20 protein-coding genes are annotated in these 16,455 nt (G+C 50.9%); 4 read left to right on the forward strand and 16 right to left on the reverse strand.

The features are described from left to right. The first annotated feature begins 835 nt into the window (after nucleotides 1–835). Nucleotides 836–1,057, forward strand: a complete 222-nt coding sequence (locus JSQ80_RS01460) for a hypothetical protein (RefSeq protein ID WP_206094066.1) — start codon at nucleotides 836–838, stop codon at nucleotides 1,055–1,057. On the opposite strand, the gene JSQ80_RS01465 is transcribed toward JSQ80_RS01460, so the two are convergent. The 8 genes from JSQ80_RS01465 to JSQ80_RS01495 form a co-directional block, all read right to left on the reverse strand. Next, nucleotides 1,054–2,037 carry a S66 family peptidase gene (locus tag JSQ80_RS01465; protein WP_206094067.1) on the reverse strand — a complete coding sequence of 328 codons (984 nt, stop codon included), beginning with the start codon at nucleotides 2,035–2,037 and terminating at the stop codon, nucleotides 1,054–1,056. The two genes, JSQ80_RS01460 and JSQ80_RS01465, sit on opposite strands and share 4 nt — an antisense overlap. A 3-nt stretch (nucleotides 2,038–2,040) precedes the next feature. Further along, on the reverse strand, nucleotides 2,041–2,967 hold the full coding sequence (locus JSQ80_RS01470; protein ID WP_206094068.1) for an ATP-grasp domain-containing protein: 927 nt from the start codon (nucleotides 2,965–2,967) through the stop codon (nucleotides 2,041–2,043). Between the two features lie 58 nt (nucleotides 2,968–3,025). Next, nucleotides 3,026–3,394: a VOC family protein gene (locus JSQ80_RS01475; protein ID WP_087433559.1), complete on the reverse strand. Its 369-nt coding sequence runs from the start codon at nucleotides 3,392–3,394 to the stop codon at nucleotides 3,026–3,028. Nucleotides 3,395–3,454: 60 nt separating this feature from the next. Beyond that, nucleotides 3,455–3,787, reverse strand: coding sequence for a GNAT family N-acetyltransferase (locus JSQ80_RS01480; protein ID WP_240463448.1), 333 nt, complete (start codon nucleotides 3,785–3,787; stop codon nucleotides 3,455–3,457). Then, entirely contained in the window at nucleotides 3,784–3,975 is a 192-nt protein-coding gene (locus JSQ80_RS28850) for a hypothetical protein (RefSeq protein ID WP_240463450.1), read from the reverse strand. Before JSQ80_RS28850 ends, JSQ80_RS01480 begins: the two co-directional genes overlap by 4 nt. Nucleotides 3,976–4,088: 113 nt before the next feature. Then, complete coding sequence (locus tag JSQ80_RS01485; protein WP_206094069.1) at nucleotides 4,089–4,346, reverse strand: hypothetical protein; 258 nt, start codon at nucleotides 4,344–4,346, stop codon at nucleotides 4,089–4,091. A gap of 123 nt (nucleotides 4,347–4,469) precedes the next feature. Then, complete coding sequence (locus tag JSQ80_RS01490; protein ID WP_206094070.1) at nucleotides 4,470–4,865, reverse strand: hypothetical protein; 396 nt, start codon at nucleotides 4,863–4,865, stop codon at nucleotides 4,470–4,472. A gap of 48 nt (nucleotides 4,866–4,913) precedes the next feature. Continuing rightward, nucleotides 4,914–5,183 (reverse strand): GNAT family N-acetyltransferase, encoded by a 270-nt coding sequence (locus tag JSQ80_RS01495; protein WP_206094071.1) that lies wholly within the window; start codon nucleotides 5,181–5,183, stop codon nucleotides 4,914–4,916. A 217-nt stretch (nucleotides 5,184–5,400) separates the two neighbouring features. Between JSQ80_RS01495 and JSQ80_RS01500 the strand changes: the two genes are divergently transcribed. Further along, nucleotides 5,401–6,375 carry an ABC transporter ATP-binding protein gene (locus tag JSQ80_RS01500; RefSeq protein WP_206094072.1) on the forward strand — a complete coding sequence of 325 codons (975 nt, stop codon included), beginning with the start codon at nucleotides 5,401–5,403 and terminating at the stop codon, nucleotides 6,373–6,375. Then, nucleotides 6,372–7,889, forward strand: a complete 1,518-nt coding sequence (locus JSQ80_RS01505; protein ID WP_206094073.1) for an ABC transporter permease/substrate-binding protein — start codon at nucleotides 6,372–6,374, stop codon at nucleotides 7,887–7,889. Before JSQ80_RS01500 ends, JSQ80_RS01505 begins: the two co-directional genes overlap by 4 nt. 63 nt (nucleotides 7,890–7,952) lie before the next feature. On the opposite strand, the gene JSQ80_RS01510 is transcribed toward JSQ80_RS01505, so the two are convergent. From JSQ80_RS01510 to JSQ80_RS01545, 8 genes are all read right to left on the reverse strand, one after another. Then, the gene (locus JSQ80_RS01510; RefSeq protein ID WP_206094074.1) at nucleotides 7,953–8,432 is read right to left on the reverse strand and encodes a GNAT family N-acetyltransferase; all 480 of its coding nucleotides are present in this window, start codon (nucleotides 8,430–8,432) and stop codon (nucleotides 7,953–7,955) included. Nucleotides 8,433–8,448: 16 nt separating this feature from the next. Then, nucleotides 8,449–9,381 (reverse strand): alpha/beta hydrolase, encoded by a 933-nt coding sequence (locus JSQ80_RS01515; protein WP_087433553.1) that lies wholly within the window; start codon nucleotides 9,379–9,381, stop codon nucleotides 8,449–8,451. A gap of 569 nt (nucleotides 9,382–9,950) precedes the next feature. After that, entirely contained in the window at nucleotides 9,951–10,364 is a 414-nt protein-coding gene (locus tag JSQ80_RS01520) for a DUF2500 domain-containing protein (protein ID WP_206094075.1), read from the reverse strand. A 202-nt stretch (nucleotides 10,365–10,566) separates the two neighbouring features. Continuing rightward, the gene (locus JSQ80_RS01525; protein WP_206094076.1) at nucleotides 10,567–11,355 is read right to left on the reverse strand and encodes an APH(3') family aminoglycoside O-phosphotransferase; all 789 of its coding nucleotides are present in this window, start codon (nucleotides 11,353–11,355) and stop codon (nucleotides 10,567–10,569) included. Nucleotide 11,356: 1 nt separating this feature from the next. Continuing rightward, nucleotides 11,357–11,881, reverse strand: coding sequence for a GNAT family N-acetyltransferase (locus tag JSQ80_RS01530; protein WP_206094077.1), 525 nt, complete (start codon nucleotides 11,879–11,881; stop codon nucleotides 11,357–11,359). Nucleotides 11,882–11,997: 116 nt separating this feature from the next. Next, the gene (locus tag JSQ80_RS01535) at nucleotides 11,998–12,465 is read right to left on the reverse strand and encodes a DinB family protein (RefSeq protein WP_206094078.1); all 468 of its coding nucleotides are present in this window, start codon (nucleotides 12,463–12,465) and stop codon (nucleotides 11,998–12,000) included. A gap of 39 nt (nucleotides 12,466–12,504) precedes the next feature. Beyond that, the gene (locus JSQ80_RS01540; protein WP_206094079.1) at nucleotides 12,505–13,824 is read right to left on the reverse strand and encodes a purine/pyrimidine permease; all 1,320 of its coding nucleotides are present in this window, start codon (nucleotides 13,822–13,824) and stop codon (nucleotides 12,505–12,507) included. 110 nt (nucleotides 13,825–13,934) lie between these two features. Next, a complete protein-coding gene (locus JSQ80_RS01545) occupies nucleotides 13,935–15,230 on the reverse strand; it encodes a sigma 54-interacting transcriptional regulator (protein ID WP_206094080.1) in 1,296 nt (431 codons plus the stop codon). A gap of 300 nt (nucleotides 15,231–15,530) precedes the next feature. Between JSQ80_RS01545 and JSQ80_RS01550 the strand changes: the two genes are divergently transcribed. Next, complete coding sequence (locus JSQ80_RS01550) at nucleotides 15,531–16,451, forward strand: proline dehydrogenase family protein (protein WP_206094081.1); 921 nt, start codon at nucleotides 15,531–15,533, stop codon at nucleotides 16,449–16,451. The last annotated feature ends 4 nt before the right edge of the window (nucleotides 16,452–16,455 follow it).

The raw sequence follows: 16,455 nt of genomic DNA on the forward strand, positions 1-16,455 counted from the left end.
CCGGTTGATTCAAGTAATAAGTGCTTATGAAGCGCAGAGAAGCATGCTTCTAAAAAAACAGCAGCGATATTGCACGCAGTAAGGCGCAAATATCGCTGCCGCGCTTTTCTTATAACTCTATTAAATCCATGCCATTGTTAGCAACCGCATCTGACCTTCATTGGCGTCGTACATTGTTCTCCAGTATCCCGGTCAACATAATATTCCCATGATGAAACCTTTTGCATTACGCAGAGAGCGTCAGATCTGCACGAGACAACTCTCCGGGTTAAAATGCAGCGGGCGGCGGCAGGTTGAAATCCAGTTAATTTGCTCAAAAAATTTTTCACTTTCATCACCTCCATTTATAAATTATACTTACAATGTAATTATATAATATTAATGGAATAAAATCCATATATAGGTGTTTTATCTTATTGCAAGAATTCGTAATTGCGGAGTAATATATATCTATAGCAAAAAAGGAACGTCTGTTCGCTTTTATATCCAATTGGCCGGCAACAGAACTGAGCGGCTGCGGATGAATTGCAGAAGATTATAAGGCCAAGGAGTTAGATGTTGATATCGGTGATCACGTTATTGGAATAAGGGAGCTCAACGGTTGGATTTGGTGTGAAAAGATGAGCGGCAGTGAGCCAGAGGCAGGTTGGTTGGATACCGAGGGAGAATCTGAAGACCCATTTTTGTGAATAACGGGGACGCCGGGCAATCGAAGTGCAAAAGTGCAGCTATTTCAGCGGCTTTTCCTGGATTTTGGACCCCGGACTGCAAAAATACAGTTATTTCGGCTCATCTTCGCTCAAATCACGAAAAATCAGGTCAATGAGATGTATTTTTGCTGTTAGAATGCCAAATCTCGGCGGGAATCGCGATTTTAGATGCGCTTTTGCAGTTGCCGCATCCGTTTGTCCCTAACCTTGGCCCGGCTGGCGCTGAAAAAGACCGTGCCGCAAGCTTCTTTACGAGCCTGCAACACGGCCTTCTATTAATGCGCATTCCATTACCGGTTCTTCATCCAGCCGCCCGCAATTACATTTTCCAATCTGACCGCTCCTAGAACGGCTCCTCACGGAACTGCAGCAGCGGAACCTCACGATTCGCATCCAGCTTGGCGTATCCACCGATCGGGAACGTGAATTGCGGCGACGTATGACCAAAATCTACGTTGGCAATGACCGGGATACCCTGCAGCTCTTGCTTGGCGGCGATAATTTTCTTCAACAAATCAAGCGTCATACGCGATGATTTCTGGAAACGGCCGATGACCAAGCCGCGCGCCTCCTCAGCGCCAGGCTGGTGGAGCAAGGACTGCAAGTCTCTATCGAATGTTTCCGGACTGGACAGCTCGTCATCCTCCAGAAATAATACGGCCCCGCGCAGCTCTGGCATGTACTCCGTGCCTTGCAACAAGTTCAACGTGCATAAATTGCCGCCGATTATCGTTCCTTCACAAGCGCCTGCCTGAATGATCGTCCATCCTTCGTTCGAGATGAATTCCCGCCGTTCCTGGTCTAGATACCAAGCATCGTCGCTCCATTGTTCCGATGGGATGATCGTCATAATCTCATTCGTCGTCATGATTTTGAGAAAATGTTCCGCTGTGTATTCGATGCCCAGTTCCATGCCAAAGGTCGAGAAATGAGCGCCGGAGTAGGTGACAAGCCCAGCCTTGGCATACATGGCGTTGCTTAACGCGGTGATGTCCGAATATCCACAGAACAATTTCGGATTGCGCCCTATCAGCTCATAATCCAAATAACGAAGCAACTGATTGCTGTTATACCCGCCAATTACCGTCAAGATCGCTTTGACGTTCGGGTTGCGGAATGCTTCATGCAAATCCTCCACTCTGGATTCAATCGCTGAAGAGCAGAAATCATCCGTCTCTTCCGCATGAGCGGCATACGTCACAGTAAACCCCATCTGCTCCAAGCGGCTCTTCGCCAGCTCTCGCTGCGGCACGGAAATGATAGACAAGCTTCTGGAAGGAGCGATAACCCGAATTTCGTCTCCACGTTTCAACTTGCGTATACTCATTGTTCAATCCATCTCCTTTCCAAGCATTGTATCATTAGGATGGGCGAACGATCGATAAAATCCTTCGATATCCGCCAGATCAGGCAAGCCCGATACTTGTCCGTCGCCTAGCTCCACGATGATCCAATCCCCTGACTCCAGCTTCGCGATATCCATTGTGAAAAACCGGCTCTTCACCCGCCGCGCAATATCCATGAAATGCTCCATATTCGGCCGTTCCTCGTCATACTCCGCTTCATCCCAATAATGAAGCATCATGAGAGGCTGCTGATCGAGAAAAAACACCCGATATTCTTTCGACAGCGGCATATCGCTCCTCGGGTGACGGTTCAAAAATTCAAGCCGCACAAATTCCCGGAGCACGATGCCTTCATTCAGGTCATCTCCCTGCCTGGCCACGAAATTGCTGATAACTTGCCGAGCATGCTCCTTGTCAGCCGCATCGGGGATATAACAGGCGTCCTCCCATTCGTGCTTGCGCGACTTGACATAGTCCTTGACAATGACAGGACGTTCGCCGAACACCTGCAGCCCTTCAAGCACGCTGTCGAAGTTATCCCGCACCTGCTCCTCCGAAAACCAGATGCTTGCTGGAGTGTTTTCCCTGATGATGTCATAGGAACAAGGAAAGTGGTGGCAATGCCTGTATTGCTCCGGCGTGTTAATCAAGGTAATGCCTTTACTCTTCAGTGCATCGTACAACATTGCATAATAATGAGGCTTGATCATCCATCCCCGGTAAATGGCGGCTTCCGCCTCAGAAGCGGATTGCACTTTTCGAATGGCCTGTTCTGGTTCATCGGCGAACAAATGCTCCAATGAAATGAGCCCGGCAGATAAGCCGAGCTTGCGCGCCGCCTCGTATTCTGTTTTGTAGTCTGCATCCACTCGATTGCTATCCAGCGGATCGCTGCAATATATAATTCTCATGTCTTATCCCTTCTACAATGCTTTCCGTGATGTGAGCCATCCCCATGCTTCTATCGAATTACGCTTTTTCGATAAATTCCAACCGATTGCCGAACGGATCGAACAAATAGAAGCGATCATATCCTTCCAGAGGCTCATCTTCTACAACGCCTATAGTATTCGCAAGCACATGCGCCCGCAGCGCCTTCAACCCCTTCACTTCAAAGGCAGGATGTGCCTTCTTGGCAGACGCGAACGGCACCTGCACACCGATATGGAGCTGCTGGCTGCCGCAGGCGAACCAGACGCCGCCCCGTTTTTTCAAATTACCAGGCTTCTCGATCTCCGTCATGCGCAGCACGTGCCCGTAGAAATGCCGAGCTTCCTCTTCGCAATTCGCAGGCGCCGCCAATTGAACATGATGGATGCCTGAATAGGAAAAAGACATACTCCCCCTCCTTCGTTACTTATCGTGCAGTTCGCCGGCTTAACTCCCCTCTTCTCGAAGTCATTCTTTATTCAATTCCTTCACTAAATAAAGAACCAAATCATCATCCACCCGCACCATTTCGCCCGGCTCGACCCGAATGTTGTCATAATAGACGCCGTTGCCATCCAATGCATATCCCCGCTTGCCGTACATGATCTGCGCTTTCCCGTAATCCTGGAACAATCCGACGCCAACGCCGATGCGACCCGCACGGGAAGCGGCAATCGTTTCGAATTCATCGAAGAGCCTGCTTGCTATGCCCCTCCTCTGAAATTCAGGGAACACGTTCAAATCGTTGATTTCAGGAATTCCCCGCTCCTGAAAAGGCGGATAATCGGACTGGGTCTTCAAGTGCGCACACCCCCCACCTGCCCGTCAACATAGCCTATGAAGGTGAAGCGTGTTCCGTTCTGATTTTCGCGGAAGCACTTCTCGAAATATCCTTCCGGATGGGTTATGCCTCTGCCCGCAAACGCAGCGTGAAGCTGCTGAATCTGCATTTTCTCTTGGAAAGGAACAACCGCAATGACACCGTTCATGCCTTCTCCCCCTATATGTTGAAGCTTTCAAGGCTTCCGGCTGCCATAAGTTGATGTGCCAGGTCATCGTAAGCAGCTTCAAGCCATGGATGAACAACCTTTAACCGTTCTCGCTACCGCCATAAATAATGAATATATGCGAAAGCCGCTTCATCCAATGATACCTCAAGCCGGCTGATCATTTCCTCCCGGTACGGCGGAACTCCAGGTTGATCCCAAGCCAGCTTATCCGCAATGAACAAGACTTTATCCATTAAGGAGGCGCCCGGCTTCAACGTCGTATGACATTCGACGGCACTTAACACGTTCTGGTCACGAATGCCGAATAGCTCCTCCGCCATGACCCGCGACAGCTTCTGATGAATGGTCATCGGGAACGCCTCTTCCTCCGGCAGCACTTCAATGCCAAGGCTGCTGTAAATTCCATGTTCTTTGCCAATGCTTCCAATATGAATTGCATCTTTGCAGACCTCCGATGATTTTGCTAATCATTATCATTTGCGTGCAACATATCCGACGACCTCCCCGCTGCCCGGATGAATCACGACCGTAATCGGCCCAAGCAGCTTGCCGCGCGTGGTGCGAAAGCTAACCGTAATCCAATGCTCGACCTTGTCTTTTATTTTTTCAAAAATATGTGCCTGTGCTTTGCCTGCCGGAAAAATCTCGAGATGTTCATTTTTGCGGAACGAGACGTCCGCCTCTTTCCAATGATTGATAGCATTGACTTGTTCCGCTTCATCCAAGCTGTGCCACGCCACGGAGCGATACGTGTCCTTCATGGATTCGGAGAGCTGCAGCGAAGCGGATGGGTCTGATGTGTTATAAATGATCGTCCCGGTAAACATAAACAACGCGAGCAACACAAAACCTAGTTGAACCATTTTCATAGGATCCCTCAGTTAACGCTGGTTCATCGTTACTATGATGACTACAGCTTATTGTTGGCTCCCGGTCCATTCTCTTCTTAGCAGCGAATAGCAATCGTGATCATAGAATTGGCCCCGGTATAAATGCTTGTCACGGATAACGCCTTCCCTTACAAAATAAAATTTTTGCAGCAATCCTGCTGAGCACTCACCTGTATCCTTATTCAGAATCACCCAGCGATTATGCCCCTTGCTGTCTGGATCGGCGTACCACTCAATCAATTCGTGCGCATGATCGATATGCGTGTGCCGTTCCTCTAAATAAACCGAGTCTTCCATATCTTTCAATTCTCTTTGAACCACTATAATTCCTAGCTCACATTCGATAAAATGTTTTTTTCAACTTTTTGCGGCAGCGAGACATGAATTCGATTTTTTCGTAGCGTGTATTTTTCCACCTTCAAGCCACTATATTTAATTTGATGCACACCTTTGCCCGCCTTACCTGTCACAAGTGAACGAACTGCCGCCGGCGGCACCATAAGGAGAGTGAACCATGATTGAATTCAACCATGTATCCAAGACGTATCCGGACGGCACCAAGGCCGTAGACGACTTGAATTTGCATATTGAGCAAGGAGAATTTTTCGTGCTAATCGGTCCGAGCGGCTGCGGCAAAACGACCACGATGAAATTGATTAACGGGCTTATCGACACGACGGACGGCGATATTCTCATCCATCGCAGGAACATCCGCGATTACAACCCGTACGAATTGCGCTGGAATATTGGCTATGTGCTGCAGCAGATCGCGCTGTTCCCTCATATGACGATTGAGGAAAATATTGCCGTCGTGCCCGAGCTGCGAAAATGGAGTAAAAACGATATCCGCACACGCGTCGACGAACTGCTGGATATGGTTGGCCTCGATCCCGACACCTACCGCAACCGTAAACCGCATGAATTGTCGGGCGGACAGCAACAACGCGTGGGAGTCGTTCGCGCGCTCGCAGCCAATCCGGACATTATCCTCATGGATGAACCGTTCAGCGCGCTCGACCCGATGAGCCGCGACCAGCTGCAGCGGGATATCGCCGCTCTGCAGAAGCGCATTCGTAAGACGATTGTCTTCGTGACGCACGATATGCAGGAGGCGCTTGCGCTGGGAGACCGCATCTGCCTCATGCGGGATGGCAAGGTGCTGCAGTGCGGCACGCCGCAGGAGGTGCTGCAGCATCCGGCTGACGACTTCGTCAGAGACTTCATAAGCGCCCGCGCCGCTAGGCCGATCTCAACAATAACAGACGGCATATGGCTGTTGGAGCAACTATTGCAGCCAACGGAATTACAATGCTTATCGAATGAAGCGGCTCCGCTCTCCTTCCAAGCCTCGCTGTCCGAGATGCTGTCGCGGCTCGCTCAAGAAGATGTCATTCCCATTGAGCAGGACGGAGAGCTGGTCGGAACCGTCAATCGGCAAGCGGTGGTCCAATTTCTGGCTGAGCGAATGGAAGCGAGGGGAATCGGATGAATCAATTATGGAACACTTACATCGAACGCCAGGATCAGCTCTTGAACGCCTTGATCGAGCATATCCAGATCTCCTTTATCGCTTTGCTTTTTGCCATTCTCGTCGCGATTCCGTTGGCCATCTTTTTGACAAGGCATCCGAAATGGGCGGAACCGATTATTGGCACGTCCGCCGTGCTGCAGACGATACCTTCACTCGCGCTGCTTGGATTGCTCATTCCGCTCGTCGGCATCGGCAAGGTTCCGGCTATCATCGCGCTTGTGCTGTATGCGCTGCTTCCCATACTGCGCAACACCTATACAGGCATTAAAGAAATCGATCCGGCGCTAATCGAAGCCGCCCGCGCCATGGGCATGAACCTTCGCAAGCGTCTGCTCCGCGTAGAGTTTCCGCTCGCTCTGCCCGTCATGATGGCGGGAATACGGACCACCATGGTATTAATCGTGGGTACAGCTACCTTGGCCGCGTTAATCGGAGCAGGCGGACTAGGGAAGCTGATACTGCTTGGCATCGATCGCAACGACAACATGCTTATCGTGCTTGGCGCAATCCCCACCGCACTCTTGGCGCTGCTGTTCGATGTCATGCTGCGGGTCGCAGAGCGGGTGTCACAGAAAGGATCGCTGAAATCCGCCGGCATTGCCATGCTGGCCGCCATCATGTTCATTGGGATTCCGATGACATGGGGAACTGGCCAGAAAGACTTGGTCATCGCCGGCAAACTCGGCTCTGAGCCGGAAATTCTGATCCAAATGTATAAGCAGCTAATCGAACAGGACACCAACCTGAAGGTGGAAGTGAAGCCTGGCTTCGGCAAGACATCCTTCGTATTCCATGCGCTGGAAGCCGGTGAAATCGACATGTATCCGGAGTTCACCGGTACAGCGATCACGACATTCCTGAAACAGGAAGCAATCAGCACGGAGCGCGGCAAGGTATACGAGCAGGCAAAGCAGGGCATGGCGGATCAGTTCGGCATGGTTCTGCTGCAGCCGATGGACTATAACAATACGTATGCGCTGGCAGTGCCAAGCGCTATTGCCGAACAGTATCAGTTGAATGCCATCTCTGATTTGAAGCAGACGGCCCCGCTCTTGAAGGCGGGATTCACGCTTGAATTTTCCGATCGGGAAGATGGTTATAAAGGGATTCAACAGCTGTATGGCATCCAGTTTCCGAATCTGGTGACGATGGAACCGATGCTGCGATACAGCGCCGTCGAGACCGGAGACATTACGCTCATCGATGCCTATTCTACCGATAGCGAGCTGCGGCAGTACGGGCTCAAGGTGCTGGAAGACGACAAATCATTGTTCCCTCCCTACCAAGGCGCTCCCCTCATGCGTAGAGAGACGCTTGCGAAATATCCCGAGCTGGAGAATACGTTGAATAAGCTCTCTGGAAAAATTACGGACGAGGACATGCGGACAATGAATTATAAAGTGAATGTGGAAAGCATTCCTGCCGAAAAGGTCGCGCGCGACTTCCTGCAGCAGGCGGGGATATTGAGTTAATCCAGATGTAAGGGCAGAGCTGGCCGTTCCAGCCCTGCCTTTTCTTCATACTGAAAGTTCGCGTCAAAGCGTTAATCGGAACACGATTTCTCGCGCTTCCTCCCGCACAATGCCAGTATCAAGAAATCCGCGTTTCCGGTAGAAGCGCTGCGCAACCTTATTGTCCTCGTGAACGGTCAAATGAATGACGCCGCATTCGGGAAATTGCGCTCTCAGTTCATCTATGCATGCCGCAAATACTTTCGTTCCATATCCCTGTCTTTGATACAGCTTGTCTATGAAAAAGCCGCAGATCCAATAATTATCGCAGCTGCCCGGCGTATACGAATAATAAAAAAATCCGACCATGACGCCGTTGATATATACCGCATACGGATCGATCTGTTCGTCATCCGGACGGATGTAGGCGGAAGCCAACGATTCCGCTACCGTTGGCACCCACTCCCTTTGGGAAGGGTGAACCTCCAAATCGAGCGCCGTCTCCCAATTCCCCTTATGTACCGGTTCTATGGTTAGCTGCAGCACCTGCTCTTGTTGCTTCATCTTGTTGACTCCTTTATCAACTGGTTACTTCTTTTTCAAACACCTGTTGCAAAAATTGATGCACCTTGTCCCGATAACGTTCCTTATCCGTCGGGTAGGCATTGGCATGAATCGCGCCATCGATAATTAATAGCTCGCTTATCCCTTTGCGCTTCCGGTTATGGATATCGATGCTCATCTGCGTCGGCACGAACGTATCCTTGTCCCCGTGTATAAGGAGCAGCGGGATCTCCTTATCCTTCACCTCATCAATTGGCTTTACCTGTCTCATGGAGAACTTTACTTTCTTTTTCAGGCTTCTGTCCAGCAGGCGCATAAACGGGAATAACGGAACACGGTTCAACTGCTTCAATTGATATTTCATCAATGCTTCCATATCGGAATAAGGGCAGTCCGCTATAATGAACTTCACATGTTGGTTAATGCCGGCATACATTAGCACCGTGCCGCCGCCCATCGATTGCCCATGCAAACCGATGAAGGCGTCTGTGCCCGCCCGTTGTCTTGCAAATTCCACCCACGCATCCAAATCGCCGCGTTCATGGAAGCCATAGCTCGCATACGATCCTTCGCTGCGGCCATGGCCTCGCTGATCGATAAGCAGAACATTGAAACCTTCATCTGCGAACAGGCTGATGAACTGTGCCGCAATAATATGATTTGCGGTATACCCGTGTACAAGAATAATGACTTTATTGCCGTCCGGATAGCGCTCGATATAATAACCTCTTAACCTGTGTCCATCCTTGGACATGATGCTGACATCTTCCTTTTTCATGCTCTCGAATTCCGCTCTTGTCAGCAGCCCGAATCCTTCCACCGCCGCAAAAGCGCTGTCCAAGGAGCTTCTTTCCCACAACGTCACCTGCCTGAACGCATAGCGGCTAATAACCGCAATCCCCATCAACAAGAGAACAATAACGACAACCGCAACTGCAATTAGCCACACGCTACATCACCCTTTGTGTCAGTCAATCTCATTAGTGCGCAATGCTGCATTCACAGCAAATACTAGTTTAAAGCATATCGCCTTCAGGATGAAATGGCTATATCTTTATTCACTTTCATTCTTTCGGGTTAATCCACAACGTCCATCGTTCCTGCTCGCGCCAACCCCCAAATGCTTCAAATAAAATAGGATGCCCGCTCTGTCCACGCTCGAAAATAGCAGCCGACCGATTCGAATGGTCCGCAGATCCTCTGATATGCGGCAAACGGCCGCATGCATTCCACTTCGAACTCCGACTCGATGCCCACTGTATCCACCCTCGTCTCATATCCCTCAATTGCGACGATATCCAGACCGGTCTCTTCCCTTCACTTCGCGGCGGAGCGCTTCTGTCAACGATTCGCAGGGCTCAACTCTGCCGCCAGGGAGCTCGATGGTGGTCGGTTGATCCGCTTTGAGCGGTTCTGGACGACAATTTCCACACCGTGCCGATTGTTGCGTTCAATGATTGCCCTTGAATTGACGCACCACACCTTCTTGGTTCCTCCTCTTCATCCGTGACATCGACATTATGGCTCAGCTCTATTCTGACTTCTTAAAATATCATTTCTCTCGAAGCTTACAAACCGTGTGCCTTGAAAAGTCAATCTGCCGCGATCGCCTTCCGCCATCATGCCGAAATCCCGCTCCTTGATCTGAAACTCCATCCGGTCCCCGCTCTCCACTTCAAAGGTCGTGTAGTAGGTCGTAACGGTATGATGATGAAAATCACCATCATGGGCGTGATGATCCCTAATCTTTGTCCGCTTGCCCACGACGATCGCTTCCACCGTCAAGAGCGGCTGTTTATTGTTATAACTCCATTGGGAGATGCCTTTAATCAAGCTGAAAAGAATGATTCCAAATACGATGATGAAACCCAGCGGGATAATCGTGGTTATAAAGCTTTCCATAGGACTGGGGGCAAAAGGCGAGAAGTTCATGTTGACCTCCTTAGGAAGAATGAGCTCGTACGCTCATGCTGGAGATGGGTTCATACAAATTGGGCGTGCACGTTCATTATATACGATGCAAAGGAAAAGATTAACAACATTTTCAACACAACACAACCCCATTCCTAACGGAACAGGGCTGTGCGGACTGATATTTCTGCGCTCAGTGTTACTCTTTTCTTTTCAACCCGGTTCAAAACATTTCATCCAGTAAAATATAGTAATTCACCTTATCCTCATCTACCGATCCGATTCCGTATCCTTCCAGAAACGGCTGCCTGTACTTATGCGTTCCGAAGTTATGCATCATGCTGCGTATCCCAATGCCGATATCTTGATAACGATCCGCCAATCCGCAGCGGCCCAGATCAATGAAACCGCCAATCTTGCCATGTCGCACCAAAATATTCGGCAAACAGTAGTCACCATGCGTGAACACGATATCCTCCGCCTGCGGACGTTCTCGCACGAGCTGTTGATACAATTGTGCCGCCGACTTGCCCAGATTGTCCTCATTAAAATCCGCTTCATCGACGAGTCCCGCCAGAAGACGTTTCTCAGCCTCCACCAGCTTGCGCTCCAACCGATTATCTATCGGGCAATCCCGCGTATCGACCTGATGGAAGAGCGCCAATCCAGCTCCTAGCAAGCGCGCCGTTTTTTCTGGTCGGGACAGAAGAGCCGGAGAGCAGCACATGTCTCCTTCAACCGCAGACATGAGCAAGAAGTCATAGCCGTTCGTTTCCTCGTAATAGAGCAGATCCGGCACCGGCAGCTTGCCGCGCAGCCATTCCAGCGCCCGCTTCTCCCCGGCGAGCGTTGTCTCCCAACCGCTGGGGGACACTTTCAAATAGGCCGCTTCACCAGCGGTCGTCTGCACTTGAAACACGTGCGCGCCCGACATGCCTATCGTGTCTTGCACCCAATCATTCTCTCTTATATGCTCCAGCAACGCATCGGGAAACGCGATTTTTTTCATCATATTAAGGCCTCTCCACTTTCTGCAATTTACGAATCCAGTACTTGCAAATTCCATCCTTCAGTTCGGTCAACTGGCCGCCGTTCGCCTCTGCTACCTTTCTCGAACGCGCATTATCCTCGTCAACGGTAATTAAAACTTCAAGGAGCCCCTTCTCTCCGGCTTTGCCCAGAAGCTCTCTAAGCAGCAAGGTGCCATATCCTTTGCCGCGTTCAGAAGGCCGGATAACATATCCGATATGGCCTCCCCTTTCCCGCAATGCATCGTTCAAGTATTTGCGCAGCTTGCCGTAACCGACGGGCCTGCCGTTCACAAATAGCCAATATATTGTTTGCGGCACATATTGGGGCGGAAGATTAATCCCGTGGGACATACGCCAATATTTTTTCAAATACGCCTTGAAACGCTCGGCAGGCACACCATAGCCGCTATTGGCAAATCCGCTCTCCCCCGGGCCAATCTCCTGCAGCATGTCGTAGATGTCCGTGCCGTCTTGAATCGTCAGTTCCTTCAATTCCACTACAGTCATGACATCATCTCATTTCACTAAGAATGGTTAGCAGCAGAAAATCCCATCGGTTCAAAGGGACGCAGAGCAATCCGGTCATGTCATTGCAAGACACAAGCGGGTTCTGCCTGCCGCGCTTACTCGAACAATACAACCTTAGGCGTCTTCACGTGCTCGCACAGCAACGTATAAAGCTGCCCCCGATGATGGACGACATGGCACAGCACTTCGAGCAGCCATTCATATCGAGTATAGGTTACGCCCCAATAGGACGTCTTCGTTTCCAACAATTGTTCCAGCGTAAAGCCGGAAAATGCTTGAATCAACGCTGCGTGATGAGCGGTCAGCGCCTGCTTCATTTCCTCCAATGTATTAGGGGTATGAAGGCGGTAGAACTCATCCATTTGCACCTGCGTCGCTTCGTTCATTATAAGCCAATCGGCTTTGCAAATTAGAGCCAAATGAGAAAGCATCTCTTGAATGGAACGTTTATCCGGGATCGGCTGCTTCGCAAGATCCTCCTCCGGCAACTGGTCCATCATGTGATGGACCGAGCGAATGGCAATATCCAGTTGATGAAACACGGTATCTACAAGTTGTCGCAACTAACATACTCCTCCTAAAAGTCATAAGAAAATGAAACATTAAACCGTTTTCGATGCTTTATCCGTACTTTTTCCCTTTCTCTTATCGAGAAAAAGACTGCCTTGCTCCATGACGATGCACAGCACCATGCCCAATATTATGCCGTTGTTCGCGAGCGTCTTGAGCAGGCCGGGCAGCTCGCCTGCCGCCGAGGCAGGTATGAACATACACCCGATGCCGATCATGAGCGATACGCCGAGAATGAACCGGTTCCGGTCATTCATCGGGACCGCCCGGAATTCCTGCAAGCCGATCCCTATCATCGAGGCGAACGGGATGAAAATCGTCGCATACCCGACAGGCATCGGTATCGAGGAGAAGAAGGCCGTCAGCGCGGGAAAAAAGCTGATTGCTATCATAAAAACACTCGCGATGATAAACGGAAGCCGTTGATAGATTCGCGTAGCCATCACGAATCCGGCCGTACCTGAAATCGGCACGCAGCCCATGGCGGAAAAGATTCCGCAAAGCGTTGTATTGGCGCCCATAATAAGCATGGTGCGATTATAAGCGATCGGCTGCGGCTGCTTCCCGGCGTCCTTCATGACACCTTCCATGACCCGGATGCTCGTCATCATATTCGTGATGAGCAGCAAGCTGATAAAGACTGCCGTCACCCCGATTCCGACGTCGAATTCGGGCATGCCCCAAGCGAATGGCTGCGGAGCGGCGAACCATGTCCCCGAAGATGCGGGCGGCTCGGTCACTCCAAGCGCGAGAAACAGCAGCCAGCCGGTACACAGGCTGATGAGAACCGAGTAGTTGCGGAGAAACGGCCGTGAGCTGCGCGGCAAGAGCATCGATATGACAAGAGTAATAAGCGCGGGCACCGCCACCCGGAGATTAATGCTCTCGGACGACAAATAGCCGATTCCAAGCATCCCTTTCATGAATGAACCGCTCAGTTGCGCGACGAGCAGCAGCAAATAGGTTCCGACGACGAGCGGAGTGAACAGCTTCGTAATGGCCTCCGTGCAGCGGAGCAAGGCAATGACGGCAAAAATGACGCCCGCGAGAAACATCCCCATCTCCAGCTGCATCAATCCGGCATCGAGTCCCAAGGTACCGGAAGCGACTAGTCCCGCATACACGGAAAATACGCCCCACCATAAGCCTGCCGGATTCTCCATAATCGGGAGCCTGTGGCCGAACAAGGTCTGCAGCATGCCAGACACTCCTATCAACAAAAAGGTGCGCTGCATGAAGCTTGAAATCTCCTCTGGGGCAAAGCCGAATGCATGCCCTACCGCCAGCGGAGCCACCAAGCTTCCCGCCAAAATAAAAATGACCCACTGAAACGACGAAAAAAATAATTTCATGATGTTCTATCACCCGTGTCCTACATAGAATTGTGCGAAGCCATGAGTGCGTGTTCAAAAGGACACTTTTGCGATCAAAAGAAGACTTATTGAACAACCTCTATAAGCCTCTATGAATCTAGCCCATACTGCTTCATCTTATAGTATAACGCGCCGCGGGAAATGCCGAGCTGGCGGGCGGCCTTCGCCTTGTTGCCCTTCGTTCGCTGCAGCGTCTCGCAGATTAGCGCACGCTCCATCTCTTCGGAATGGGCGCTTAGCGGCAGCTCGGGCTGCGTCAAATCCGTCAACGTCATGAGACGCGCATAATCGGGAAGCTCCCGCGCCGTAATCTCGCCCTTATCCTGCGCTGCAATGACGGCATATGCCAGCGCATTGCTGAGCTGGGGCAGGTTGCCGGGCCAATCGAATGCCGTCAAGGCGGCCAGCGCATCAGAGCCCAGAACGGGAACTGGGATTCCCGCCTTCTCAGACGCCGCAGCCAAAAACAGGCGGCACAGCTCGGGAATATCCTGCTTCCGTTCCCGCAGCGGGAAGAGATGCTGAATCTGGAACGAATAATACAGCTCCTGAGCGAGCCCCGCATGCTGCTCCCCTGCAGCCTCCTCCGCTACGGAAGCTACGAACCGGCATTGGAGCGGAACCGGCGCCGAGCCGCCTGAGCGATAGTAGCGACCCTCATGCATCGCAGTCGCCAGCTTCTCCTGCAGCCGCTTCGGCAGCACGTGAATATCCTTCAAATAAATGCTTCCCTGCTGAGCCAAGTCCAGCTTCCCGGCTCGCTCCCCATCCCCGTTGTAGCCGAACAATTCCGCTTCAAGCAGGCCGTTCGGAACGGCGCTGCAGCTGACCGACACGAAATTCCCCTCGCACTCGTTGTGCCGATGAAGCCATTCGGCGAGCGATTTCTTGCCTACGCCCGGCTCTCCCATAAGGAGCAGCGGGGTCGCCATCCGGCCTGCCGCCGTAAGATGCTTCCAATCTTCCGGCTTGAACGAGAATACCTCGGGAGACAGATCCTGCTCCCCCGGGTTGCTGTACATCTCGGCGCTCAGCTTCACGTATTGCGTCACGTCGCGCTCAATCGATATGGCGCCGATGAGCGTATGATCCGCACTCAGCACCGGCGCCGCATTGATCATGACGTGCATGCCCGGACGCGGCTCATGGTACACTTGGCGGACCGGCCGGCCGCCTTCCATGACTTGAAAGAGCATGATGGATTCCCTCTGGAAAAAGTCGCCAATTTTTTTGCCAATAATCTCTTTGCTGTCAATTCCGTATGTTTTCTCTGCTGCTGAATTCCAATAGATAACGTTCCCCTCTTTATCAATAATAGAGACCGCATCGTTCGTCGTCTGCAGCAAACATTCGAGAAATGCTTGCATCTCTTGTAGTAGAATCATTCGAACCACCGATTTTTCTAGAGGTTGTTCTAATAGCGCCCTCTCGCTCACTACGTTTCCCCTATGGGGAAAAAGGTCGCTTTTTGAACATACACTTCTAATATTTTCTTAAATTATGGCAAACCGTTCCTGAAAATGCAACGAAAAAGACAGTTTTGCCGATTGGATGGCGGCGCCTTATTTCCATATCATTCTAAAAAATGTGTTTACAATTCCAAATCAATATGATTATAATTAATCACAAATAGAATATGTGTATATTTTTTGAACACTTTTATTCCCGGGAGGAGCATTTCGGACATGGAAAGTCTGATGAGAAATGCATTTCTATTTCTTTCGAAGAATAGGACGGCCAATCGCACCGCCAAGAAATACGGGCTGCGCTTCGGCGCGAAGCGGTTCGTTGCCGGAGAGCAAATTTCGGAAGCGATTACAGCCGTGCGCGAACTGAACGATAGAGGCATTGTCGTGACCCTCGATCATTTGGGTGAATTCATTTCCACGACCGACGAAGCGGTAGAATCCATGAAATACTGTATTCGAACTCTAGACGAGATTGCCTCGAGTGGAGTCAAGGCGAATCTCTCGCTTAAGCTGACGCAGCTCGGCCTGGATATTTCGCGTGATCTGTGCCTGAGCAACATGCGCTCCATTCTGGAGGCCGCATCGCGCTACGATAACTTCGTGCGCATCGATATGGAGGATTATGCGCACAATGAAGCCTCCATCGATCTGTTCTGCCAGCTGCGCGAAGAGTTCGGCAGCACGATTGGGCTGGTCATTCAAGCGTATTTGTACAAGAGCGAGGAAGACATCGCCATGCTGCATCGGTACCGGCCGAATTTGAGGCTGGTGAAGGGGGCGTACAAAGAGCCGCCCGAAGTCGCCTTCCCGAAGAAGGAAGACGTCGACACCAATTACATCCGCATCATCGAACAGCATCTCACGAACGGAGATTATGCAGCCATTGCCACCCACGACGACAACATCATCAACTCCGTCAAAACCTTTGTAAAAAAGAACAACATTCCTCTCTCTCAATTTGAATTCCAAATGCTTTACGGCATTCGCACCCAGGCGCAGCAGCAACTGGCAGATGAAGGCTACACGATGCGCGTGTATGTCCCATATGGCGATGACTGGTATGGATATTTCATGCGCAGACTGGCAGAACGTCCGGCCAATGTCGGATTTGTCTTGAAGTCCATGTTCAAATCATAAATCA

The organism is Paenibacillus apiarius, assembly GCF_017052585.1.
Classification (GTDB): domain Bacteria; phylum Bacillota; class Bacilli; order Paenibacillales; family Paenibacillaceae; genus Paenibacillus_B; species Paenibacillus_B apiarius.

Coding starts and splice junctions, on each gene's coding strand:
- JSQ80_RS01465 (WP_206094067.1), bottom strand. CDS start 2,037: ATGAGTATACGCAAGTTGAAACGTGGAGACGAAATTCGGGTTATCGCT.
- JSQ80_RS01470 (WP_206094068.1), bottom strand. CDS start 2,967: ATGAGAATTATATATTGCAGCGATCCGCTGGATAGCAATCGAGTGGAT.
- JSQ80_RS01475 (WP_087433559.1), bottom strand. CDS start 3,394: ATGTCTTTTTCCTATTCAGGCATCCATCATGTTCAATTGGCGGCGCCT.
- JSQ80_RS28850 (WP_240463450.1), bottom strand. CDS start 3,975: ATGAACGGTGTCATTGCGGTTGTTCCTTTCCAAGAGAAAATGCAGATT.
- JSQ80_RS01485 (WP_206094069.1), bottom strand. CDS start 4,346: ATGACCATTCATCAGAAGCTGTCGCGGGTCATGGCGGAGGAGCTATTC.
- JSQ80_RS01490 (WP_206094070.1), bottom strand. CDS start 4,865: ATGAAAATGGTTCAACTAGGTTTTGTGTTGCTCGCGTTGTTTATGTTT.
- JSQ80_RS01495 (WP_206094071.1), bottom strand. CDS start 5,183: ATGGAAGACTCGGTTTATTTAGAGGAACGGCACACGCATATCGATCAT.
- JSQ80_RS01500 (WP_206094072.1), top strand. CDS start 5,401: ATGATTGAATTCAACCATGTATCCAAGACGTATCCGGACGGCACCAAG.
- JSQ80_RS01505 (WP_206094073.1), top strand. CDS start 6,372: ATGAATCAATTATGGAACACTTACATCGAACGCCAGGATCAGCTCTTG.
- JSQ80_RS01510 (WP_206094074.1), bottom strand. CDS start 8,432: ATGAAGCAACAAGAGCAGGTGCTGCAGCTAACCATAGAACCGGTACAT.
- JSQ80_RS01520 (WP_206094075.1), bottom strand. CDS start 10,364: ATGAACTTCTCGCCTTTTGCCCCCAGTCCTATGGAAAGCTTTATAACC.
- JSQ80_RS01525 (WP_206094076.1), bottom strand. CDS start 11,355: ATGATGAAAAAAATCGCGTTTCCCGATGCGTTGCTGGAGCATATAAGA.
- JSQ80_RS01530 (WP_206094077.1), bottom strand. CDS start 11,881: ATGACTGTAGTGGAATTGAAGGAACTGACGATTCAAGACGGCACGGAC.
- JSQ80_RS01540 (WP_206094079.1), bottom strand. CDS start 13,824: ATGAAATTATTTTTTTCGTCGTTTCAGTGGGTCATTTTTATTTTGGCG.
- JSQ80_RS01545 (WP_206094080.1), bottom strand. CDS start 15,230: ATGATTCTACTACAAGAGATGCAAGCATTTCTCGAATGTTTGCTGCAG.
- JSQ80_RS01550 (WP_206094081.1), top strand. CDS start 15,531: ATGGAAAGTCTGATGAGAAATGCATTTCTATTTCTTTCGAAGAATAGG.